The organism is Pseudomonas sp. Pseusp11 (assembly GCF_047304405.1).
In the GTDB taxonomy this organism is placed as follows: Bacteria; Pseudomonadota; Gammaproteobacteria; order Pseudomonadales; family Pseudomonadaceae; genus Aquipseudomonas.
The window spans coordinates 188,680-209,675 of record NZ_JBGLZF010000001.1 but is presented as its reverse complement, the minus strand read 5'-3'; the positions used below and the strand labels follow the sequence as shown (position 1 = coordinate 209,675).

Below are 20,996 nucleotides of genomic sequence, written 5' to 3'. Positions count from 1 at the left end.
ACTATGCTTGAGCAGCGAAGGGAAACGGAAGTGGTTCAACATCCCATGGATATCAAGTTCAGCCAGCGGCTGTCGTACAAGCAAGCCAAGCTTACGGTGCTGGTCGGTTTCATTCTGGGCACGCTGCTCAGCCTTGTGCAAATAGGCATCGATTATGCCAGCGAAGACGCCTCCATCAACCGCGAAATCCTGTCGTTGCTGGAAATCAGCCATAACCCCGCGTCTCGCATCGCCTACAACATCGATGCCGAACTCGCCCAGGAACTGATCCTGGGCCTGCTGCGCTCCCCGGCGATCATCGGCGCGAAATTGACCGACAACAACAATACCGTGTTGGCCAGCGTCAAACGCCCGGGCCTGGAAAACAATTACCGGATGCTCAGCGACTTCCTGTTCGGCGCCAACCGACAGTTTGAAGACCGTCTTTACCTCGACCACTTGCCGGACGAGTCCCTCGGGACCTTGCATCTGGATGTCGATACCTACACCTTCGGCAGTCGTTTCCTGCGCCGGGCCGAAGTGACCCTGCTCAACGGCTTCGCGCGCAGCCTGATCCTCACGGGCATTCTGTTGGCGCTGTTTTACGTGATGCTGACCAAACCGCTGGTGCGGGTCATCCGCGAACTCAGTGGTCGGGATCCACGCAGCGCGGAGCCGACCTGGCTGGAGTATCCGGCGGGGCATGAAAACGATGAAATCGGCGTCCTGGTCAAGGTCGCCAATCAACAGTTCGATAACATTGCCACCGAGATCCAGCAGCGGCGCAATGCCGAAAACCGCCTGACCGACTACCTCTCGCAACTGGAAAATATCGTCTCGGCCCGTACGGCGGAACTCAAGGCCATCAACTCCCGGCTCAGCCAGTCCAACGAGGAACTGGAAGTCGCCCGCCGCACCGCCCTGGACATGGCCGAGGCACGCTCGGTGTTCCTGGCCAACATGAGCCATGAAATCCGCACGCCTCTCAACGGCCTGCTGGGGATGATCGCGCTCTCGCTGGACGGCCCGCTCAATGCCGAGCAGCAGCAACAGCTGTCCATCGCCCATGACTCGGGCAAAGTGCTGGTGGAACTGCTCAACGATATTCTCGACCTGTCGAAATTCGATGCCGGCCAGCTGGAACTCGAACACATTCCATTCGACCTCGGCTCGCTGATCGAAGACACCGCCAACCTGCTGTCCCAGAACGCCGCGCCTAGCGTCGAGCTGACGTGCCTGATCGACCCGCAATTTCCCGCGCTGGTGCTCGGCGATCCGACCCGGGTCCGGCAGATCGTCAGCAACCTGTTGTCCAACGCCCTCAAGTTCACCCGCTTCGGGCGGGTCGATGTGCGTCTTTCAACGTTCGAAGACGGCGTGCGAATCGAGGTCTGTGACACTGGCATCGGTATCGCCCAGGATGCGCAGGTCAAAATCTTCCAGCCGTTTACCCAGGCTGGTGCCGGCATTACCCGGCAATTCGGCGGTACCGGGCTGGGCCTGGCGCTGACTTATAACCTCTGCGAAGCCATGCAGGGGCGCCTGACGATCAGCTCGGAAGCAGGCTTCGGCAGTCAGTTCTGCGCCGACCTGCCGCTGCCCTGCCACACTCGCGCCATCCCGCCAGCAGCTCTGCAAGGCAACATCGTCGCGATCACGGCCGCCAGCAGCGGACTGGCAGAACTGCTACAGAATCTGTTGCCCGAATGGGGGCTCGGCTATCAACAGCGTTCCATCGATGACCGATTGATCGGCCTGAAACCGGATGTGTTGATCACCGACTGCCCCGAATGCCTGTTTGGCCTGCGCCCTACTTTAACCGCACCGATTCTGCTGGTGACCGCTTACGGCAGTTTCCTGCCCAGCGAGCAAGCCAGCGCCCTGGCACCTTTGCAGCAACAGGCGCGACCGTTGGCACGCAATGCGCTTTACCAGACATTGCGACGGATCCTGCAGCCGGAACTCAACACGATCAACGGTGCCCGGGTCGAAGTCCTCTCACCCCAGCGACGCGGGCGCATCCTGCTGGTGGAGGACAACCCGGTCAATCAGTTGGTGGCCAAGGGCATGCTCGGCAAACTCGGCTGCGAGGTGAGCGTCGCGGCCCATGGCGCCGAAGCCCTGGATCAGCTCGAACACAGCGAATTCGACCTGGTGCTGATGGACTGCAACATGCCGGTGATGGACGGCTATGAAGCCAGCCGGCAGATCCGTCGTAGCGGGCGCTGGCCACAACTGCCCATCGTCGCCCTGACCGCCAACGCAATGTCTGAAGAACGCGAACGCTGCCGTGCGGCGGGTATGAGCGACTACCTGGCCAAACCCTTCCGCCGGGAAGAACTGGCGGCCCTGCTCGACTTGTGGATACCCACTACGACAGCGATTTGATGTGCCCCAACAGGTGATCGAGACCATCGCGCAGCTCATTCAGGCGATCCAGATCGACACCGCTATCGCACAACAGGCGGGCCTTGAGTGGCCCGACCTGATCGCGCAAGGCCTTGCCGGTGGACGACAGGCTCAAGTGCACCTCACGCTCATCGCGCGCCGAACGCTGACGCTGCACCAGTTGCAGTTGCTCAAGACGCTTGAGCAGCGGCGTCAGGGTCCCGGAATCCAGCGCCAGGCGCTCACCCAGCGCCTTGACCGTCGGCTGCTCCGGCGCCACCTCCTGCCATTCCCACAGCACCAGCATCGCCAGGTATTGCGGGTAGGTCAGGCCCAGTTGATCGAGCATCGGCTTGTAGGCACGGATCACCGCCCGAGAAGCGGCATACAGCTTGAAGCAGAGCTGACTGTCGAGTTTCAGCGAATCGACTGACAACGTGTTCATTTGAGCAGGGCTTCGATCTCGCGGCGCAGCGCTTGCGGCTTGGTGGCCGGAGCAAAGCGCTTGACCAGCTGACCGTCCTTGCCGATCAGGAACTTGGTGAAGTTCCATTTGATGCCCTGGGAACCCAATACACCTGGCGCGCGTTTTTTCAGCTGAACGAACAGCGGATGGGCGCCGGCACCGTTGACTTCGATCTTCTTGAACAGCGGGAAACTCACCCCGTAATTCAGCTCGCAGAACTCGGAAATCGCCCCTTCGTTGCCCGGCTCCTGCTGGCCGAACTGATTGCAGGGAAACCCGAGCACCACCAGGCCTTGATCCTTGTAGGTCTTCCACAGTTCTTCGAGGCCTTTGTACTGCGGGGTAAAACCGCATTTGCTGGCGGTGTTGACCACCAGCACCGCTTTACCGGCGAAATCGGCCAGGGTCTTTTGCTCCCCCTTGATGGTGGTGCAAGGGATGCTCAGCAGGTTGTCGCTCATGGCACGAACTCCGAATGAAGGAATATCAAACATAGCGAGCAATTGAATTGTGTGCAATTTAATAAATCAATAACCACCCACACACGAACACCCCTGTAGGAGCTGCCGAAGGCTGCGATCTTTTGACTTTGTTTTTAAAAGACAAGATCAAAAGATCGCAGCCTTCGGCAGCTCCTACGCACGCAAATTACATGCGCGACATCAGCAGATTATTCGCGGGGAACGAGGTCCAGGCACACCGAGTTGATGCAATAACGCAAACCGGTTGGCGGCGGACCGTCCGGGAACACATGCCCAAGGTGCGCATCGCATTTGGCGCAGACCACTTCGGTACGGATCATGCCGTGGCTGATATCACGGATCTCAACCATCGCGCTGTCGCCGATCGGCGCATAGAAGCTCGGCCAGCCGCAGCCGGAATCGAACTTGGTTTTGGAGTCGAACAGCGGTGCGTTGCAGCAGATGCAGTGGTAAACACCGTCGGTTTTGGTGCCGTTGTATTTACCGGAGAACGGCCGTTCGGTGCCCTTGAGGCGGCAAACGTTGTACTGCTCCGGATCAAGCATGGCCCGCCATTCTTCCAGGGTTTTTTCCAACTTTTCCATTGATACACCTCAGCAGCTGAAAAAGCCCGATCTGTACCTTTTCCACGGATCGGGCGGCACGTATGATTGCGCCTCGTCAAACGCCAGTCTGGCAGCCAGACCACGCGCATTCAAACGGATTTATGAGTGCCGCCACTCAAGGCGTCAGGCCTGTGTGAATACGCAGGATTCCCAGCACGGTCGTTCACACGCCGCCTGGATCGTTCATTTTCGGGAACACATCGCCATGCAGGTCAGCAAATCGAACAAGCTCGCCAACGTCTGCTACGACATTCGCGGCCCAGTGCTCAAGCACGCCAAACGCCTGGAAGAGGAAGGTCATCGCATCCTCAAGCTGAACATCGGCAACCCGGCGCCCTTTGGTTTCGAAGCGCCGGACGAAATCCTTCAGGACGTGATCCGCAACCTGCCGACCGCCCAGGGCTACAGCGACTCCAAAGGCCTGTTCAGCGCCCGTAAAGCCGTGATGCAGTACTACCAGCAAAAGCAGGTGGAAGGCGTCGGCATTGAAGACATTTACCTGGGCAACGGCGTTTCCGAGCTGATCGTGATGTCGATGCAGGCCCTGCTCAACAACGGCGACGAAGTGCTGGTGCCGGCCCCCGACTATCCGCTGTGGACCGCCGCAGTGAGCCTGGCGGGCGGCAACCCGGTGCATTACCTGTGCGATGAGCAGGCCAACTGGTGGCCGGACCTGGCCGACATCAAGGCCAAGATCACCCCGAACACCAAGGCCCTGGTGATCATCAACCCGAACAACCCGACTGGCGCGGTGTATTCGAAAGAAGTCCTGCTGGGCATGCTGGAGCTGGCCCGTCAGCACAATCTGGTGGTGTTCTCCGACGAGATCTACGACAAGATCCTGTACGACGACGCCGTGCACATCTGCACCGCCTCGCTGGCACCGGACCTGCTGTGCCTGACCTTCAACGGCCTGTCCAAGTCCTATCGCGTGGCCGGCTTCCGCTCCGGCTGGATCGCCATTTCCGGCCCGAAACACCACGCCCAGAGCTACATCGAAGGCATCGACATGCTGGCTAATATGCGCCTGTGTGCCAACGTGCCGAGCCAGCACGCGATCCAGACCGCACTCGGTGGCTATCAGAGCATCAACGACCTGGTATTGCCCCAAGGGCGCCTGCTGGAACAGCGTAATCGTACCTGGGAACTGCTCAACGACATTCCGGGCGTGAGCTGCGTCAAGCCAATGGGTGCGCTGTATGCGTTCCCGCGGATCGATCCGAAAGTCTGCCCGATCCACAACGACGAGAAATTCGTGCTCGACCTGCTGCTCTCGGAAAAGCTGCTGGTGGTACAAGGCACGGCCTTCAACTGGCCATGGCCGGACCACTTCCGCGTGGTCACCCTGCCACGGGTCGACGACCTGGATCAGGCCATTGGCCGGATCGGCAACTTCCTCAAGTCCTATCGCCAGTAAATGGCCTGTCACCGTGCGACGCGGATAAAAGTCGCACGGTGATTAATTCAGCAACACTTCTGTGCGCCCTGCCCTGCCTCGTTGTTTCAAGCGCTGACTGACGACACGCTTCATGCCCACGCCCAATAACGGCGGGGGCCTGTGAAGCTAATCGGCTGACAACCGTTTCCCATGTCGACGTCGGAAATGCCCTTCAAGCAGCTAGACTGTTGCCGTAGGACACAGTTTGAAATAGTCACCCGGTTGAATAGCCCGGTGCAGCACCTTATATACCCCGCAGTACGCTACATCTTTAGCACGAGGAGATTTCTACAACCATGATGCGCATTTTGCTGTTTTTGGCCACTAACCTGGCGGTCGTGCTGATTGCCAGCATCACCCTGAGCCTTTTCGGCTTCAACGGGTTCATGGCGGCCAACGGGGTTGATCTCAACCTCAATCAGCTGCTGATTTTCTGTGCGGTCTTTGGTTTCGCCGGTTCCCTGTTCTCGCTGTTCATCTCCAAGTGGATGGCGAAAATGAGCACCAGCACCCAGATCATCAGCCAGCCGCGCACCCGGCATGAGCAATGGCTGCTGCAAACCGTCGAGCAACTGTCCCGCGAAGCCGGGATCAAGATGCCCGAAGTCGGGATTTTCCCGGCCTATGAAGCCAACGCCTTCGCCACCGGCTGGAACAAGAACGACGCACTGGTCGCGGTCAGCCAGGGCTTGCTCGAGCGTTTCTCGCCGGATGAAGTGAAAGCCGTTCTGGCCCACGAAATCGGTCACGTGGCCAATGGCGACATGGTCACGCTGGCGCTGATCCAGGGCGTGGTGAACACCTTCGTGATGTTCTTCGCCCGGATCATCGGCAACTTTGTCGACAAGGTGATCTTCAAGAACGAAGAAGGCCAGGGTATCGCCTACTACGTGGCGACCATCTTCGCTGAACTGGTCCTGGGCATCCTGGCCAGCGCCATCGTCATGTGGTTCTCGCGCAAGCGCGAATTCCGCGCCGACGACGCCGGCGCACGCCTGGCCGGTACCAGCGCAATGATCGGTGCCCTGCAGCGCCTGCGTGCGGAACAAGGGCTGCCGGTGCACATGCCGGATACCCTGAATGCCTTCGGCATCAACGGTGGTCTCAAACAAGGGTTCGCCCGCATGTTCATGAGCCACCCGCCGCTGGAAGAACGCATCGACGCTTTGCGTCGTCGGGGCTGACAGTCTCCGCACTAAAAGAAAAGGCCCGCAGTGAATGCGGGCCTTTTTTTTCTGTTTGATTAATGCGGTGCTCTTCAGGTCTCTTCGCGGGCACGCTCAACACACCTTAATGGCTGGAAACCCGATAAACCCGCTCCTCAAGCCGAGTGACGCCGGCCTCGAGAAACTTCCAGCTCTCACCCAGGACGTCCTGGTCCTCCAGGATCTTCAGCTCCCACGCCCTCCCCAGCAGCCGTTGCACTTCGTCATCAAGCACAGCAAACGGCGGCCCGGCCATTTGTTCCTGGTCGTAATCCAGCGTAATCAAAAGCCCTAAAGAATCCTTCGGCAAAATTCGAATCAGATGAGCCGCGTATTGCTCACGCATCGCTGGCGGCAACGCGATCAGCGCCGCACGGTCGTAAAGCGCGCTGCAATCGGCAACATCGCCTGCCGTCAACTCGAAGAAATCGCCGCACCACAGCTCGATCGACCCGGCCCGATAGACGTTGAAAGGCCCCTGCTCGCTGATTGCCGGGTCCAGTTGATGCTCATTGAAAAAGTCCTCGATGGCCTTTTCCGAAAGCTCGATACCCAGCACCTCATGACCGCAGTGCGCCAGCCACAACAGGTCCAGGCTCTTGCCACACAACGGCACCAGTACGCGAGAACCTTCATCAAGGCCCAGTTGCGGCCAGAACCGTTGCAGATAGGGATTTACTTCCGGCAGATGAAAGCCGATCTGATTCGACGCCCATCGTTTGTGCCAAAACTCCGGTTGCATAATTAACCCCGAAAAATTCGATCAAAAGACTCTAAAACTTATATTAGATTTAGATCAATGATCTGACTGAAGATGCTGCCATCTTACTCCCAGGAGCTCAATTATGTTCCCCAGCCTGTATATCTCTCATGGCTCCCCCATGCTGGCCCTGGAACCTGGCGCCAGTGGGCCGGCCCTCGCGAATCTGGCCGCGACAATGCCGAAGCCCAAGGCCATCGTGATCGTTTCTGCGCACTGGGAAAGCAGCGAACTGCTGGTCAGCGGCAATCCTCAGCCCGAAACCTGGCACGACTTCGGCGGTTTTCCGCGGGCCTTGTTCGAGGTGCAGTACCCGGCACCCGGCAATCCGCAACTGGCGACGCAGGTTGTCGAACTGCTGCAGGGCGATGGCTTGCCTGCGCGCATCGACGCCAAACGTCCGTTCGACCACGGCGTTTGGGTGCCCTTGTCGTTGATGTACCCGCAGGCCGATATCCCGGTGGTGCAGGTCTCGCTGCCCACCCGTGGCGGCCCGGCGCTGCAAACCCGCGTCGGTCATGCCCTGGCCAGCCTGCGTGAGCACGGCGTGCTGTTGATCGGTTCTGGCAGCATCACCCACAACCTGCGCGAACTGGACTGGCACGCCGGCCCGGAAAGCGTTGAACCCTGGGCCAAGGCGTTCCGCGACTGGATGATCGAGAAGCTCGAAGCGAACGATGAAGCCGCGCTGCACGACTATCGCCAGCAAGCGCCGAACGCGGTGCGCAACCATCCGAGTGACGAACATCTGTTGCCTCTGTACTTCGCCCGCGCGGCCGGGGGCGAGTTCAGCGTTGTGCACCAGGGGTTCACCATGGGGGCGCTGGGCATGGATATTTATCGCTTCGGATAACGTCAGGATCAAAAGATCGTCCGAACGCGGCCCGAGCCTTCGGCAGCTCCTGCATCGACCGTGTTCGACGAAATTCCTGTAGGAGCTGTCGAGTGAAACGAGGCTGCGATCTTTTTTCAGGCAAAAAAAATCCCCGAACCAGTCGGGGATTTTTTATGTGCGATCAATCAGCCCGGGGGCGGATCAATCTTCGCGGTAGCGACGCAGCTTCAACTGCTTACCGGCAACGCGAGTGTCCTTCAGCTTGGTCAGCAGACGCTCCAGACCATCCTCCGGCAGCTCGACGAGGCTGAAGCTGTCACGCACCTGAATGCGACCGATGGCTTCACGCGCCAGACCACCTTCGTTGAGGATGGCGCCCAGCAGGTTCTTGGCAGCGATACCGTCACGCGCGCCCAGCGCGGTACGGCAACGAGCACGGCCTTCGGCCAGCGGGATCGGAGCACGACGCTCGCGGTCACCACGGTCCGGACGATCACCGGAACGCTCTGGACGATCGCCACGTGGTGCATTGTTCGGCACCAGTGGACGCTCTTTCTCGATGGCGGCCAGGGTCAGCGCTTGACCGTTGGTAGCCTTGCGCAGCAGGGCTGCGGCCAGGGCACGCGGGCTGCAACCGATGTCGGCAGTCAGACGATCCAGCAGATCACCGTGAGTCGACTCGGCATCACCTACCAGCGGCGACAGGCTGTTGGTCAGTTTCTTGATGCGGGCATCGAGAACAGCTTGAGCGTCCGGCAGGCGAACTTCGGCAACTTTCTGACCGGTAACACGCTCGATCACTTGCAGCATGCGGCGCTCACGAGGAGTGACCAGCAGCAGCGCGCGACCTTCGCGACCGGCACGGCCGGTACGGCCGATACGGTGAACGTAGGATTCCGGGTCGTACGGCATATCAACGTTGAACACGTGAGTGATACGCGGAACGTCCAGGCCACGAGCGGCAACGTCGGTCGCCACAACGATGTCCAGACGGCCATCCTTGAGGGATTCGATTACGCGCTCACGCTGGTTCTGGGCAATGTCACCGTTCAGCGCAGCGGCTTTGTAACCTTTGGCTTCCAGGGCACTGGCCAGGTCCAGGGTCGCTTGCTTGGTGCGCACGAACATGATCAGGGCGTCGAAATCTTCCACTTCCAGCAAGCTGAGAACGGCAGAAGTCTTCTGGTCAGCGTGAACCAACAGGTGAGCCTGTTCGATCGCGGTAACGGTCTGAGTCTTGCTCTGGATCTTCACGTGCTTCGGATCGCGCAGGTGGCGTTCGGCGATGGCACGGATCGATTGCGGCAGGGTGGCCGAGAACAATACGGTCTGACGGGTTTCCGGCATGGCCTTGAAGATAACTTCCAGGTCGTCCATGAAGCCCAGTTTGAGCATTTCGTCCGCTTCGTCGAGAACCAGGTGGTTCACGGTAGTCAGGACTTTTTCGTCGCGACGCAGGTGGTCGCACAGACGACCCGGAGTGGCGACAACAATCTGTGCGCCATTACGGATTGCTTTCAATTGTGGGCCCATCGGCGCGCCGCCGTAGACAGCCACAACAGTTACGCCCGGCATTTGCTTGGCGTAGGTTTCGAAAGCGGTTGCAACTTGTAGCGCCAACTCACGAGTTGGGGCCAGGATCAGAGCTTGCGGCTCGCGCTTGGACGGATCAATGCGGTGCAGGATCGGCAGGGCAAAGGCAGCGGTTTTACCGGTACCGGTTTGCGCCTGGCCAATCATATCGTGACCGGCGAGAATGATCGGGATCGACTGCTGCTGAATGGCCGAAGGCTCTTCATAGCCGGTAGCGACTACTGCAGCGACAATATTAGGGTGAAGTTCAAGAGCGGCGAAGCCGCCGATTTCCTGGGTCATGGGTCTGCCTCTAAGTGCATCCGCAAAGACCCATGCTCCAAAGCTGCGCATGCCGTGTTGAGACTCAAGAGTCGCCCTGGCAGCTTTGTCGGCGGGGATTTGCGAAAACGAATGAATGAAAAGAATCGTCAAGGAAGAGTCCGCGGGGCGGACGTGCAGCCGAAGCTGGCTTCGGGGAATTGCGCTACCTAAACGCGGCCCGGTTAAAGGCCGGCGCGCACTATACCGGAATTCGGCAAAAAAGGGAGCTTTTTTTATCGGAAAAAACCGGCATACGCCGTTGTGTCACGGGCTTTGCGGATAATCGTACAACCGTCTATTTTGCAAAGGCCCGGCCCTGCTGACGATGGCGCTAAAACGGTTCACCCTTGCGACGCAGACCTTTGGTCTGACGCACCCTTCCCGCCCGAGGAAATGCTCCATGAATCAGCCCACCCCCAGTCGTGTAACCCGTGAAAGACACGGTCATGTCCTGATGATCGGCCTGGATCGGGTGGCCAAGCGCAATGCCTTCGACCTCGACCTGCTCAACGCACTCAGCCTGGCCTATGGCGAATTCGAAGCCGACAGTGAGGCGCGGGTCGCGGTGGTGTTCGGCCATGGCGAGCATTTCACTGCCGGGCTCGACCTGGTCAGCGCCGGCGCAGCCCTGGCCGAAGGCTGGCAGGCACCGCCCGGCGGCTGCGATCCCTGGGGCGTGTTCGGCGGCCCCCGCGTCAGCAAACCGGTGATTGTCGCGGCGCAAGGCTACTGCCTGACCGCGGGCATCGAATTGATGCTGGCCGCCGACATCAACCTGTGCGCCAGCAATACCCGTTTTGCCCAAAAGGAAGTGCAGCGCGGACTCCTCCCGTTCGGCGGCGCCACCTTGCGCCTGCATCAAGTCGCCGGTTGGGGCAACGCCATGCGCTGGCTGCTCACCGGCGATGAATTCGATGCACATGACGCCTTGCATCTGGGCCTGGTGCAGGAAGTCATGGCCAGCGAGGACTTGCTGCCACGGGCGATCGAGTTGGCTGAGAGGATTGCGAGGCAGGCACCGCTGGGGGTTCAGGCGACGTTGATGTCTGCGCGACAGGCGCGCTACGAGGGTGAAATTGCTGCGGCCCAGGCATTGCCGGCGCTGGTGAAGAAACTGCTCAACAGCGAGGACGCCAAGGAGGGTGTGCGGTCGATGATCGAGAAGCGGCCGGGCGTCTTCAAAGGCTGCTGACAGATCGGCTTTTGTGGCGAGAGAGCAAGCTCCCTCGCCACGGATGACCTCACCGCATTAAGTCGCCGGCCGAATATCCTTGATCAACGATTGCAACGAATACCCCAACCGCGGCGCCAGGCCTTCTGCGCGGGCGATCAGCCCTTCCATGTCCAGCTCCTGATCCAGCTCCGATGGCACGATCAGAATCACGTTGCCCTCCTTCACCGGCAGTTCCCAGTAATGCCGGTGATAGAGACCGCGCAACAACGCTGCGCCCAACGGCTTGCCGTCGTCGGTGGCCCACTGGTTGATCACCAGCCAGCCACCCGGATTCAAGCGTTTCTGACAGTTTTCCAGAAAGCTCCAGGCCAGGTGCCCGACACCCGGCCCGACATCGGTATACAGGTCGACGAAAATCAGATCGGCCGGTTCAGCCGTATCGAGCAACTCCAGCGCATCGCCGACGCGGATGTACAGCCGCGGATCGTCATCCAGGCCCAGGTATTCGATGGCCAGGCGCGGTACGTCAGGGCGCAGCTCGATGGCTTCGACATCTTCCAGTGGCAGGAACTTCAAGCAAGCCTGGGTCAGTGTCCCGGCGCCAAGGCCGAGGAACAGCGCGCTTTCCGGCTGCTCGTGGCACAGCGCACCAATCAGCATCGCGCGGGTGTAATCGTACTCGAGCCAGCTCGGGTCGGCGGTGAACACGCAGCTCTGTTCGATGGCGTCACCGAACTCCAGAAAACGGTAGTCGGCCACTTCCAGCACGCGAATCACGCCGAACTCATCCTGTACCTCGGCGAGCAGATGCTCGACGCGCTCCTCAGTCATTTCGTCTCCTGATCGTTACCGGCCCCGGCAACACGATAAACCGCAACATAAAGCGGCAAAGGCGCGATTGTCCGCGAAGCGACGGGAGCAGGTCACGCACTAATTGCTGATAACATAACCGTCCGAGCGTAAAACACTAGAGACTGCGATGAGCCAACCCTGGAGCCCTGACAGCTGGCGCGCCCTGCCGATCCAGCAACAACCTCAATACCCCGACGCGGCGCATTTGCTGCACGTCGAGCAAACCCTGGCGAGCTATCCGCCACTGGTGTTTGCCGGTGAAGCGCGGGAGTTGCGCCGTCAGTTTGCCGAAGTCACCCAGGGCCGGGCGTTTCTGTTGCAGGGCGGCGACTGCGCCGAAAGCTTCGCCGAATTCTCCGCCGCGAAAATTCGCGACACCTTTAAAGTGTTGCTGCAAATGGCGATCGTCATGACTTTCGCCGCCGGTTGCCCGGTGGTCAAAGTCGGACGCATGGCCGGTCAGTTCGCCAAACCCCGTTCGGCCAACGATGAAACCATCAACGGCGTGACGCTGCCGGCCTACCGTGGCGACATCGTCAACGGCATTGGCTTCGACGAAAAAAGCCGCGTGCCGGACCCGGATCGCCTGCTGCAGTCCTACCACCAGTCCACCGCGACCCTGAACCTGCTGCGCGCCTTTGCCCAGGGCGGCTTTGCCGACCTGCATCAGGTGCACAAATGGAACCTGGACTTCATCGCCAACTCGGCACTGGCCGAGAAATACAGCCACCTGGCCGATCGCATCGATGAAACCCTGGCCTTCATGCGCGCCTGCGGCATGGACAGCTCGCCGCAACTGCGCGAAACCAGCTTCTTCACCGCCCACGAAGCGCTGCTGCTGAACTACGAAGAAGCCTTCGTGCGTCGCGACAGCCTGACCAACGACTACTACGACTGCTCGGCCCACATGCTGTGGATCGGTGACCGTACCCGTCAACTGGACGGCGCTCACGTCGAATTCCTGCGTGGGGTGCATAACCCGATCGGGGTCAAGGTCGGCCCGAGCATGAACCCTGAAGACCTGATTCGCCTGATCGATGTGCTCAACCCAGACAACGACCCGGGTCGCCTGAACCTGATTGCGCGGATGGGCGCGAACAAAGTCGGCGATCACCTGCCACAGCTGATTCGCGCAGTGCAGCGCGAAGGTAAGCAAGTGCTTTGGAGCTCCGATCCGATGCACGGCAACACCATCAAGGCCAGCAGCGGCTACAAGACCCGCGACTTCGCGCAGATCCTTGGCGAGGTGAAGCAGTTCTTCCAGGTTCACGAAGCGGAAGGCAGTTATGCCGGCGGCATCCACATCGAAATGACCGGGCAGAACGTCACCGAATGCATCGGCGGCGCGCGGCCGATTACCGAAGATGGGTTGTCGGATCGTTATCACACCCATTGCGACCCGCGGATGAATGCCGATCAGTCGCTGGAACTGGCGTTTTTGATTGCCGAGACCCTGAAACAGGTTCGGCGGTGAGTGCAGGAGCTGCCGCAGGCTGCGATCTTTTGATCTTGATCTTGTTTTGACTCAAGACCGCTAAAAGATCGCAGCCTGCGGCAGCTCCTACACGAAGGCGTCAGCTCAATCACCACCCATTTGAGCCAACGCCCCCCGCAACCTCGCCGCACTCGCCCGCGGGCAATTCAGCTGAAGCCGCTCAAGCCCCAACCAGCCCGCCATCCGCCGCAGATTGACCGCCAAAGCCCGCATCCCTTCATCATCCAGCCCCGGCTCTTCCTCATGCACGGCATGCACCGCCAACCGGCCCGACGCTCGTTCGGCTCGCAAGTCGACCCGCGCAGCAATCCGCTCATTGTGCAAAAATGGCAAGACGTAATAGCCGTAGACGCGTTTGTGCTGCGGCGTATAAATCTCCAACCGATAACGGAAATCGAACAATCGCTCGGTACGGCCGCGCTCCCAGATCAACGAATCGAATGGTGAAAGCAGCGCACTGGCCTCGACCTTGCGCGGCACTTTCGGCTCAGCCAGGCAATAGGCCGGTTGCCGCCAGCCTTCAACTCCACAGACCAGCAGCTCTCCGCTCTCGACCAGTTCCGCCAGACGCGGCCGGCTGTCTGCCGGGTTCAAGCGAAAATAGTCCCGCAAGTCCTTTTCCGTGCCGACGCCCAACGCCGTGGCCGCATGCAGCAACAACCCGCGCTGGGCTTCGGCTTCACTGAGCAAGGGCTGCTGCAGAACCGTCGCAGGAAGCACCCGCTCCGGCAAATCATATAGCCGTTCGAACCCGCGCCGACTGGCCACGGTCACTTCACCGGCGGCGAACAACCATTCCAGCGCATGCTTTTCAGCGCTCCAGTCCCACCACGGCCCTGCCCGTTCCTGACGGGTCGACAGGCTGCCCGCCCCCAGCGCACCAAGCTCCTGGACCGACGCTAAAACACGGCGAATCGTGTCCTGCTGCTCACGACCGAAACGCGCCAGTTGCTGGTAGATATCTTCGCCACGGGCTGCGCGCTGCATGCGCCAGCGCATCAAGGGGTACATCGACAACGGTAATAACGAAGCTTCGTGGCCCCAATACTCGAATAACGTGCGCCGGCGGCCCTGACTCCAGGCAGCCTGATCGAGCAAGTCGGTTGAATAATTGCCAAGTCGGGAAAACACGGGAAGGTAGTGCGAACGCACCAATGCATTGACCGAATCGATCTGCAGAATGCCGAGCCGTTCGATCAGCCGGTTGAGCTGAACCGGTTTGATCGCCGCCGGCGGCTGGCGCCCGTTGAACCCTTGGGCAGCCAGCGCCAGACGCCGAGCCTGTTTGAGGGAAAAGGACAGTGTGGCGGGCATGAGCATCTCCTTGTCTGCTCGCAACCTACCTCACCCGAAAGTGGTTTGTGTAGCGATGGCATCATCATTTGTGCATCGGATCATCCCAGAACGGTCTTACTGCCTCATGCTCCACATCTGCGCGGCTCACGCCGATATCCTTCAGTGCTTCGTCGCTCAAGCTCGCCAGTAATTCACGTTCACGGTGAAGTTCGTACCAGCGACTAAACTTGTGCAGCAGATCGGATACCGCGTGGATTGAGAATTTTTGTTCCGTTACATGCTCGTTGTGACCTTTCATCGTGTAGCCCTCCTTTAGGGATGGATCCAGTCTCGCTGCAGCGCTAAGATCAATCCAACGAATGTTTCTGATGGCATACATCTCGGAGATTGATGAATGTCCGCCTATCCCAGTATCGACACCGATGTACTGCGCACCTTCGTCGCGATCGCCGATCAGGGCGGCTTTACCCGCGCAGGGGAAATGGTCAACCGCACCCAGTCGGCGGTGAGCATGCAGATGAAACGTCTGGAAGAGGACGTGTTGCAGCGCCAGCTGTTCGAACGCGACGGGCGCCAGGTCAAGCTGACCGCCGAAGGCCAGGTGTTGCTCGGCTATGCGCGGCGCATACTCAAACTCCACAGCGAAGTCTTCAATACCCTGCGCGAGCCGCACATGGTCGGCACGGTGCGCATCGGCACGCCCGACGATTACGTGATGCGCTTTCTGCCGGGCATCCTGTCGCGCTTCGCGCAGTTTTACCCGCTGATCCAGATCGAGGTTCATTGCGAATCGACCCGGCAACTGTTGCAGCGCCAGGACCTGGACCTGTCCATCGTCACCCGCGAGCCGGGTAACGAGATCGGCCAGTTGTTGCGCAAGGAGCGTTTTGTCTGGGCCGAAGCCCAATGCTTCAACGCCCACGAGCAGACGCCGCTGCCGCTGGCGATGTTCAACAGTGATTGTTTCTGCCGCGTCTGGGCGTGCAATGCGCTGGACGCCATGGGCCGCGATTACCGCATTGCCTACAACAGCTCCAGCCTGTCGGCATTGATGGCGGTGGTCAGCGCGGGGCTAGCGATCACCGCGCAACTGGAAAGCCTGATCACGCCGGACATGCGCATCCTCGGCGCCGACCAGGACCTGCCCCTGCTGCCGGAAGCCAGCATCATGCTGATCCGCAACCTGAACAACCCTTCACCGATCACCGAATGCCTGGCCGAACACATCATCGAAGGCTTCAAACTTTAAAGGCGAGCATCACCGCGCAGCACACCAGAAACCCACAGAACAGCCCGCGCAACAGCCGCTCCGGCAGTGCGTGGGCGATTCTCACGCCCCAACTGATGCTCATCAATCCACCGACCGCCAACGGTATACCGATCGCCCAGTGCACCTGATGGTGCACCGCATAAGTCGCCAACGTGACGCCCGTGCTCGGCAATGCCAGCGCCAGCGACAAGCCCTGGGCAACCACCTGGCTGGTGCCAAACAGACTGGTCAACACCGGCGTTGCCACCACCGCCCCGCCCACGCCAAACAACCCACCCATGGTCCCGGAAGCCGCGCCGAGCACACCCAGCCACGGCCATGAATAATGCATCTGTGAAGACGCCGGCGCGGTGGCGGTGAACATTCGCATCAGGTTGTAGGCCGACAGCGCGACCAGGAACGCGACAAACCCCACCCGCATGGTTTGCGCATCAACCCCCACCGCCCAGATCGACCCGATCCAGGCGAAGCAGAATCCCATCGAAGCCAATGGCAGCGCATGACGCAATTCGATGCGATTGCGCTGGTGATAGCGCCACAGCGCCAGCATCACGTTCGGCACCACCATCACCAGCGCCGTGCCTTGGGCGACCTGCTGATCGAGACCGCACCACACGCCCAGCAGCGGAATCGCCACCAACCCGCCACCAATGCCGAATAGCCCGCCAAGGGTGCCCAGGGCAGCGCCAAAAACCAGGTACATCACGAACTCAATCACAGGCGGTATTCCTCTTGTCAGGCTGTTCATCCTACGCAGTCGGCTCTGGCGGGGAAACGCACAGCAACGCACAATGGCTGTGCCAAATTCGCACAAGCGTTGACGAAGCCATGAACCCCAATCAATTGACCGAACAACTCGGGCTGTTTCTGGATGTGCTGGAAACCGGCAGTTTTTCCGCCGCATCCCGCCACCATCCTCTGACACCATCAGCCGTCGCGCGACGCATCGACAGCCTGGAAAGCGCCGTCGGCAGTCAGCTGTTCATTCGCAGCACCCACGCGGTGCGGGCCACCCCGGCAGGCTTGGCCTTTGCCGAACGCGCGCGGCGGATCGTCGCGGAGCTGCGGCTGGCCCGGGCGGAAGCGGTGTCCCTGAGTAATGCGCCGGAAGGCTTGATTCGGGTCGATGCGCCGGCAGCGTTCGGACGACGCCATCTGGCACCGGTGATTGCCGACTTCCTGACCCTTTACCCCGGCCTCGACGTGCAATTGCACCTGATCGACAGCTTTGTCGACATGCAGGGTTCGAACCTGGGCAAGGTCGATCTGGTGCTGCGTGCCGGGCAAATCGCCGATACCCGGCTGGTGGCCACGCCGCTGGCGAGCATGGTGCGCATCGCCTGCGCCAGCCCCGATTACCTGCAACGCCGTGGCGTGCCGACCGAGCCGGCGCAATTGGTCGACCACGACGGCCTGGATTGGGACGGCCTGGCTCCGCCGTTCGCCTGGCGCTTCGAGCGGGATGGGCAGATGCACTTGCACCGGCCTGCGCGAATCCGCATGAGCGCCAACAACGCCGAGGCGCTGGTCTGCGGCGCACTGGCCGGGTTGGGTGTCGCGCATCTGCCGACCTGGCTGGCCAGTGAATATTTATTGCGCGGCGAACTGCTGCCCCTGTTCTGCGAAAAAGGTCTGCCACAACCGGAAAGCACCGGTATTTATGCGTTACGCCTGGAGCAGCAGCCCAGTTCGCGTAGCCGCTTGCTGCTGGAATACCTGAAGACCCGTTTCAGCCCCATCCCACCGTGGGATCTGGCGCTGCAAACCAACCTGGACCGCCACTAGTCCATAATTATCTGGCGCATTAAAGATTCGCCCGCTAGATTCATGACGATCACTGATCAAGGCTTTGAAATGAACACCGAGCGCGACACCCCGGACAACTGCGATAACCTGCTGCTGGATAATCAGGTCTGCTTCGCCCTGCATTCCACTTCCTTGCTGATGACCAAGGTCTACAAGCCGCTGCTGCAAGCGCTGGGCCTGACGTATCCGCAGTACCTGGCAATGATGGTGTTGTGGGAAAAGGACGGGCTGACGGTCGGCGAAATCAGCAGCCGACTGCTGACCGATCCCGGCTCCCTCACCCCGCTGCTCAAACGCCTGGAAGCCGAAGGCCTGCTGAGCCGCACCCGCAGCCGCGAAGACGAACGGGTAGTGATTGTCGAACTCACCGAGCAAGGCCATGCGCTGCGAGACAAAGCACGCGATATTCCGCAGTGCATCCTCGGCGCCAGCGGGCAGACGCTGGAACAGTTGAAGAAGCTGCAAGCGGATCTCCAGGAGCTGCGCAGCCACCTGCAAGACAGCCTTTAGACCGCGTTATCGTTCTTCGCGGGCAAGTCGGATCGCCCGCGAAGGCGTCCTCCCCGTCGCAAAAAAATTCACTTCGCATAAATCCCGTACGAAAGCCTCTATCTCAAGCATCTCCCGCCTGATCGAATCTCCAGGTGATGGGCAGGGTCAGTTTTTTTCAAAAATTTATCTTGCGCGCTAAATATTAGCGAGCTACATTCACTTCGCACTTACTTAGCGCGCAAACATTTAGCGCGAAACATCCAATTCAAAACGAGGCTCACACCATGCAAACTCTCTACACCGCAATCGCAACCTCCACCGGCGGCCGTGACGGTCGTTCGATCTCCAGCGACAACGTCCTCGACGTCAAACTCGCGACCCCGAAAGAACTCGGTGGCGCCGGCGGTGCGGCAACCAACCCTGAACAACTGTTCGCCGCCGGCTATTCCGCCTGCTTCATCGGCGCGCTGAAATTCGTCGCCAGCCAGACCAAACGCAAAATCCCCGACGACGCCTCGATCACCGCCCATGTCGGCATCGGCCAGATCCCTGGCGGTTTCGGTCTGGACATCGACCTGCACATCAGCCTGCCGGGTCTTGAACAAGCCGATGCACAAAGCCTGGTCGACGCCGCCCACCAGGTCTGCCCGTACTCCAACGCCACCCGTGGCAACGTCGATGTGCGCCTGCACGTTGCCGTTTAATCACTGATCTTGATCATTCGCCCACAAAAAAGCCCGACTCAATGGTCGGGCTTTTTCATTCCTCAAGCGGTGCTTATTTAGCACGGCCTTTGTAGGAACCGCCTTCGCGGGTATCGATCTCGATCATGTCGCCGATTTCGATGAAGTCAGCAACCGACAGCTCGGTACCGTTCTTCAGTTTGGCAGGCTTCATCACCTTGCCGGAAGTATCACCGCGAGCGGAGCCTTCGGTGTAGTCAACCTGACGCACGATAGTGGTCGGCAGTTCTACGGAAACCAGACGCTCTTCGAAGAAGATCGCTTCGCAAACATCGGTCATGCCTTCTTCAACGAAAGGCAGAACGGCTTCGATGTCTTCAGCGTTCAGCTCGTACATGGTGTAGTCAGTGGTGTCCATGAACGTGTAGGAGTCGCCGCTGATGAAGGACAGGGTCGCTTCTTTGCGGTCGAGGATCACGTCGTCCAGTTTGTCGTCGGCGCTGTAAACGGTCTCGGTCTTGTAACCGGTCAACAGGTTTTTCAGCTTGGTCTTCATGATCGCGCTGTTACGACCCGACTTGGTGAATTCAGCTTTCTGAACCAGCCAAGGATCGTTGTCGATACGGATCACCATACCGGGTTTCAGTTCTTTACCAGTTTTCATTGCGAATATCCGAATTTGGATGGGATTTACAAAAATCTAGGCCGCGTATCATATCCAATTTAGGTAAAACTGTACCAGCGCTGCGGCAAGATCTGCCTGCAAGGCTTGTTCCAGACACCACGCCTCGGCATGTTTTTCCAGTTCCGGCCAATGTTTGCGGGTTGATTTCCAGTACTCGCCCATTGTCTCACCTGCATTCCATGCCCGCCATAGACCGCTGATCGCCTCGCCAGCAGGCTTGGACAGGCCTTGGGTGTACAGGGTCAGGAAGGCGTCGAGCTTGTCCAGGTGGATATCTTCGTCCTGCCGATAGATGTGCCAGAGCAGTGGCCGGCCTGCCCATTGCGCGCGAACAAAGGAATCTTCGCCGCGCACGGCGTTGAAATCGCAGCTCCACAGCAACAGGTCATATTGATCCTGCCGGACGAACGGCAGCACTTGCACGGTCAGGGCATCGCGCACATGCACCGCGCCGGCCGTCAGCCCGTCCACTGCGAGCCAGCGTTCGACGTCGCCGAGAATCCGCCCCTCGGGCACCAACAGATGAGTGGGCGTCGAGTCGGCAGCCATGGCGTCGAGCCAACTGGCCAGCCCGTTATTCTCGTAGGCGAACAGCGAGATCAGCTGTGCATTCGGGGCGCGTTCAACCCCCAGGCCTTGCAGGAACTCTCGCTGAGCCTCGGGATTTTGCTGAAACTGCTGACGTCGTTCGAGCAATCCCCTCTCACGCAGCAAGCCACCGGTGCCCTTGCGGAAACCCGGGAAGAAAAAGAACTTCTGCACGTTCTTGTACTTCACCGACGGCAAGCCGTGACAACCGACGACCCAGTCTTCGGCGCTCAGATAATCGAGGTTCATCCACAGCGGCGGCTTTTCCCGCTCGGCCATCGCCTCCATATAAGCACTCGGCAACTGGCAGGCGAACGCTGCGATAACGACATCTGCGGCTTCGGTGGGTTGCCAGTGCGCTGACCACTGTCGCACCTCGACACCCTGCTGCCACTGCTGCGCGGCGTGGATGTCGATTTCTGGACACAACCGCTCGAAGGCCCGCAGGTCATCGACCCACAAGCGCACCGTCACTGAATGTTCGGCCACCAGTTGGCGGGCCAGACGCCAGGTCACACCGATGTCGCCGAAATTGTCGACCACGGTGCAAAAAATATCCCAGCGGGTTTTCATTTCAGGCATTCCAGGTTCCCGTTGGCAA

21 protein-coding genes are annotated in these 20,996 nt (G+C 59.9%); 10 read left to right on the top strand and 11 right to left on the bottom strand.

Translation table 11 applies throughout. The annotated features are described in order from the left end of the window. Window positions 1–45: 45 nt before the first annotated feature. Entirely contained in the window at window positions 46–2,367 is a 2,322-nt protein-coding gene (locus ACCC96_RS00990) for a response regulator (protein WP_019650557.1), read from the top strand. On the opposite strand, the gene ACCC96_RS00985 is transcribed toward ACCC96_RS00990, so the two are convergent. From ACCC96_RS00985 to msrB, 3 genes are all read right to left on the bottom strand, one after another. Next, a complete protein-coding gene (locus tag ACCC96_RS00985; protein WP_413694732.1) occupies window positions 2,351–2,812 on the bottom strand; it encodes a MarR family winged helix-turn-helix transcriptional regulator in 462 nt (153 codons plus the stop codon). The genes ACCC96_RS00990 and ACCC96_RS00985 overlap by 17 nt on opposite strands. Next, window positions 2,809–3,294 (bottom strand): glutathione peroxidase, encoded by a 486-nt coding sequence (locus ACCC96_RS00980; protein ID WP_413694731.1) that lies wholly within the window; start codon window positions 3,292–3,294, stop codon window positions 2,809–2,811. The genes ACCC96_RS00985 and ACCC96_RS00980 overlap by 4 nt, the downstream gene beginning before the upstream one ends. A gap of 209 nt (window positions 3,295–3,503) precedes the next feature. Continuing rightward, entirely contained in the window at window positions 3,504–3,899 is a 396-nt protein-coding gene (gene msrB, locus ACCC96_RS00975) for a peptide-methionine (R)-S-oxide reductase MsrB (RefSeq protein ID WP_007940018.1), read from the bottom strand. Window positions 3,900–4,125: 226 nt separating this feature from the next. Here msrB and ACCC96_RS00970 point away from each other — a divergent pair, with 226 nt between their 5' ends. Both ACCC96_RS00970 and htpX read left to right on the top strand, forming a co-directional pair. Continuing rightward, complete coding sequence (locus ACCC96_RS00970) at window positions 4,126–5,337, top strand: pyridoxal phosphate-dependent aminotransferase (RefSeq protein ID WP_007940017.1); 1,212 nt, start codon at window positions 4,126–4,128, stop codon at window positions 5,335–5,337. A 317-nt stretch (window positions 5,338–5,654) separates the two neighbouring features. Further along, window positions 5,655–6,542 (top strand): protease HtpX, encoded by an 888-nt coding sequence (gene htpX / locus ACCC96_RS00965; RefSeq protein WP_008075669.1) that lies wholly within the window; start codon window positions 5,655–5,657, stop codon window positions 6,540–6,542. 106 nt (window positions 6,543–6,648) lie between these two features. Here the strand turns inward: htpX and ACCC96_RS00960 are convergent, their stop codons facing one another. After that, on the bottom strand, window positions 6,649–7,305 hold the full coding sequence (locus ACCC96_RS00960) for a thiopurine S-methyltransferase (RefSeq protein WP_413694730.1): 657 nt from the start codon (window positions 7,303–7,305) through the stop codon (window positions 6,649–6,651). 103 nt (window positions 7,306–7,408) lie between these two features. On the opposite strand from ACCC96_RS00960, the gene ACCC96_RS00955 reads away from it, so the two are divergent. Further along, window positions 7,409–8,176: a DODA-type extradiol aromatic ring-opening family dioxygenase gene (locus ACCC96_RS00955; protein ID WP_413694729.1), complete on the top strand. Its 768-nt coding sequence runs from the start codon at window positions 7,409–7,411 to the stop codon at window positions 8,174–8,176. A 183-nt stretch (window positions 8,177–8,359) separates the two neighbouring features. Here ACCC96_RS00955 and ACCC96_RS00950 read toward each other — a convergent pair whose 3' ends face one another. Beyond that, window positions 8,360–10,033, bottom strand: coding sequence for a DEAD/DEAH box helicase (locus ACCC96_RS00950; RefSeq protein WP_007940012.1), 1,674 nt, complete (start codon window positions 10,031–10,033; stop codon window positions 8,360–8,362). A gap of 421 nt (window positions 10,034–10,454) precedes the next feature. Between ACCC96_RS00950 and ACCC96_RS00945 the strand changes: the two genes are divergently transcribed. After that, window positions 10,455–11,246, top strand: a complete 792-nt coding sequence (locus tag ACCC96_RS00945) for a crotonase/enoyl-CoA hydratase family protein (protein ID WP_413694728.1) — start codon at window positions 10,455–10,457, stop codon at window positions 11,244–11,246. A 57-nt stretch (window positions 11,247–11,303) separates the two neighbouring features. On the opposite strand, the gene ACCC96_RS00940 is transcribed toward ACCC96_RS00945, so the two are convergent. Further along, complete coding sequence (locus ACCC96_RS00940) at window positions 11,304–12,059, bottom strand: spermidine synthase (RefSeq protein ID WP_007940010.1); 756 nt, start codon at window positions 12,057–12,059, stop codon at window positions 11,304–11,306. Between the two features lie 148 nt (window positions 12,060–12,207). Here ACCC96_RS00940 and ACCC96_RS00935 point away from each other — a divergent pair, with 148 nt between their 5' ends. Next, entirely contained in the window at window positions 12,208–13,554 is a 1,347-nt protein-coding gene (locus ACCC96_RS00935; RefSeq protein WP_007899909.1) for a class II 3-deoxy-7-phosphoheptulonate synthase, read from the top strand. Between the two features lie 105 nt (window positions 13,555–13,659). Here the strand turns inward: ACCC96_RS00935 and ACCC96_RS00930 are convergent, their stop codons facing one another. Continuing rightward, window positions 13,660–14,889, bottom strand: coding sequence for a winged helix-turn-helix domain-containing protein (locus tag ACCC96_RS00930; protein WP_413694727.1), 1,230 nt, complete (start codon window positions 14,887–14,889; stop codon window positions 13,660–13,662). 64 nt (window positions 14,890–14,953) lie between these two features. Continuing rightward, window positions 14,954–15,169 (bottom strand): DUF1127 domain-containing protein, encoded by a 216-nt coding sequence (locus ACCC96_RS00925; RefSeq protein ID WP_018930023.1) that lies wholly within the window; start codon window positions 15,167–15,169, stop codon window positions 14,954–14,956. Between the two features lie 96 nt (window positions 15,170–15,265). Here ACCC96_RS00925 and ACCC96_RS00920 point away from each other — a divergent pair, with 96 nt between their 5' ends. Beyond that, entirely contained in the window at window positions 15,266–16,120 is an 855-nt protein-coding gene (locus tag ACCC96_RS00920; protein ID WP_019650550.1) for a LysR substrate-binding domain-containing protein, read from the top strand. Here the strand turns inward: ACCC96_RS00920 and ACCC96_RS00915 are convergent. Continuing rightward, entirely contained in the window at window positions 16,110–16,844 is a 735-nt protein-coding gene (locus ACCC96_RS00915) for a sulfite exporter TauE/SafE family protein (protein WP_019650549.1), read from the bottom strand. The two genes, ACCC96_RS00920 and ACCC96_RS00915, sit on opposite strands and share 11 nt — an antisense overlap. A gap of 125 nt (window positions 16,845–16,969) precedes the next feature. Between ACCC96_RS00915 and ACCC96_RS00910 the strand changes: the two genes are divergently transcribed. The 3 genes from ACCC96_RS00910 (at window position 16,970) to ACCC96_RS00900 (ending at window position 19,143) form a co-directional block, all read left to right on the top strand. After that, window positions 16,970–17,926, top strand: a complete 957-nt coding sequence (locus ACCC96_RS00910; RefSeq protein WP_413694726.1) for a LysR family transcriptional regulator — start codon at window positions 16,970–16,972, stop codon at window positions 17,924–17,926. Between the two features lie 69 nt (window positions 17,927–17,995). Further along, window positions 17,996–18,457, top strand: a complete 462-nt coding sequence (locus ACCC96_RS00905) for a MarR family winged helix-turn-helix transcriptional regulator (protein WP_026286713.1) — start codon at window positions 17,996–17,998, stop codon at window positions 18,455–18,457. Between the two features lie 266 nt (window positions 18,458–18,723). Further along, window positions 18,724–19,143, top strand: coding sequence for an organic hydroperoxide resistance protein (locus tag ACCC96_RS00900; protein WP_018930027.1), 420 nt, complete (start codon window positions 18,724–18,726; stop codon window positions 19,141–19,143). A 73-nt stretch (window positions 19,144–19,216) separates the two neighbouring features. On the opposite strand, the gene ACCC96_RS00895 is transcribed toward ACCC96_RS00900, so the two are convergent. Further along, window positions 19,217–19,786, bottom strand: a complete 570-nt coding sequence (locus ACCC96_RS00895) for an elongation factor P (protein WP_007940000.1) — start codon at window positions 19,784–19,786, stop codon at window positions 19,217–19,219. A gap of 48 nt (window positions 19,787–19,834) precedes the next feature. Continuing rightward, entirely contained in the window at window positions 19,835–20,977 is a 1,143-nt protein-coding gene (earP, locus tag ACCC96_RS00890; protein WP_413694725.1) for an elongation factor P maturation arginine rhamnosyltransferase EarP, read from the bottom strand. Window positions 20,978–20,996 lie beyond the last annotated feature (19 nt).

Bases quoted from the DNA above. Each gene is read 5' to 3' on its own strand.
- ACCC96_RS00990 (WP_019650557.1), top strand. From the start codon at position 46: ATGGATATCAAGTTCAGCCAGCGGCTGTCGTACAAGCAAGCCAAGCTT.
- ACCC96_RS00985 (WP_413694732.1), bottom strand. From the start codon at position 2,812: ATGAACACGTTGTCAGTCGATTCGCTGAAACTCGACAGTCAGCTCTGC.
- ACCC96_RS00980 (WP_413694731.1), bottom strand. From the start codon at position 3,294: ATGAGCGACAACCTGCTGAGCATCCCTTGCACCACCATCAAGGGGGAG.
- msrB (WP_007940018.1), bottom strand. From the start codon at position 3,899: ATGGAAAAGTTGGAAAAAACCCTGGAAGAATGGCGGGCCATGCTTGAT.
- ACCC96_RS00970 (WP_007940017.1), top strand. From the start codon at position 4,126: ATGCAGGTCAGCAAATCGAACAAGCTCGCCAACGTCTGCTACGACATT.
- htpX (WP_008075669.1), top strand. From the start codon at position 5,655: ATGATGCGCATTTTGCTGTTTTTGGCCACTAACCTGGCGGTCGTGCTG.
- ACCC96_RS00960 (WP_413694730.1), bottom strand. From the start codon at position 7,305: ATGCAACCGGAGTTTTGGCACAAACGATGGGCGTCGAATCAGATCGGC.
- ACCC96_RS00955 (WP_413694729.1), top strand. From the start codon at position 7,409: ATGTTCCCCAGCCTGTATATCTCTCATGGCTCCCCCATGCTGGCCCTG.
- ACCC96_RS00950 (WP_007940012.1), bottom strand. From the start codon at position 10,033: ATGACCCAGGAAATCGGCGGCTTCGCCGCTCTTGAACTTCACCCTAAT.
- ACCC96_RS00945 (WP_413694728.1), top strand. From the start codon at position 10,455: ATGAATCAGCCCACCCCCAGTCGTGTAACCCGTGAAAGACACGGTCAT.
- ACCC96_RS00940 (WP_007940010.1), bottom strand. From the start codon at position 12,059: ATGACTGAGGAGCGCGTCGAGCATCTGCTCGCCGAGGTACAGGATGAG.
- ACCC96_RS00935 (WP_007899909.1), top strand. From the start codon at position 12,208: ATGAGCCAACCCTGGAGCCCTGACAGCTGGCGCGCCCTGCCGATCCAG.
- ACCC96_RS00930 (WP_413694727.1), bottom strand. From the start codon at position 14,889: ATGCCCGCCACACTGTCCTTTTCCCTCAAACAGGCTCGGCGTCTGGCG.
- ACCC96_RS00925 (WP_018930023.1), bottom strand. From the start codon at position 15,169: ATGAAAGGTCACAACGAGCATGTAACGGAACAAAAATTCTCAATCCAC.
- ACCC96_RS00920 (WP_019650550.1), top strand. From the start codon at position 15,266: ATGTCCGCCTATCCCAGTATCGACACCGATGTACTGCGCACCTTCGTC.
- ACCC96_RS00915 (WP_019650549.1), bottom strand. From the start codon at position 16,844: ATGTACCTGGTTTTTGGCGCTGCCCTGGGCACCCTTGGCGGGCTATTC.
- ACCC96_RS00910 (WP_413694726.1), top strand. From the start codon at position 16,970: ATGAACCCCAATCAATTGACCGAACAACTCGGGCTGTTTCTGGATGTG.
- ACCC96_RS00905 (WP_026286713.1), top strand. From the start codon at position 17,996: ATGAACACCGAGCGCGACACCCCGGACAACTGCGATAACCTGCTGCTG.
- ACCC96_RS00900 (WP_018930027.1), top strand. From the start codon at position 18,724: ATGCAAACTCTCTACACCGCAATCGCAACCTCCACCGGCGGCCGTGAC.
- ACCC96_RS00895 (WP_007940000.1), bottom strand. From the start codon at position 19,786: ATGAAAACTGGTAAAGAACTGAAACCCGGTATGGTGATCCGTATCGAC.
- earP (WP_413694725.1), bottom strand. From the start codon at position 20,977: ATGCCTGAAATGAAAACCCGCTGGGATATTTTTTGCACCGTGGTCGAC.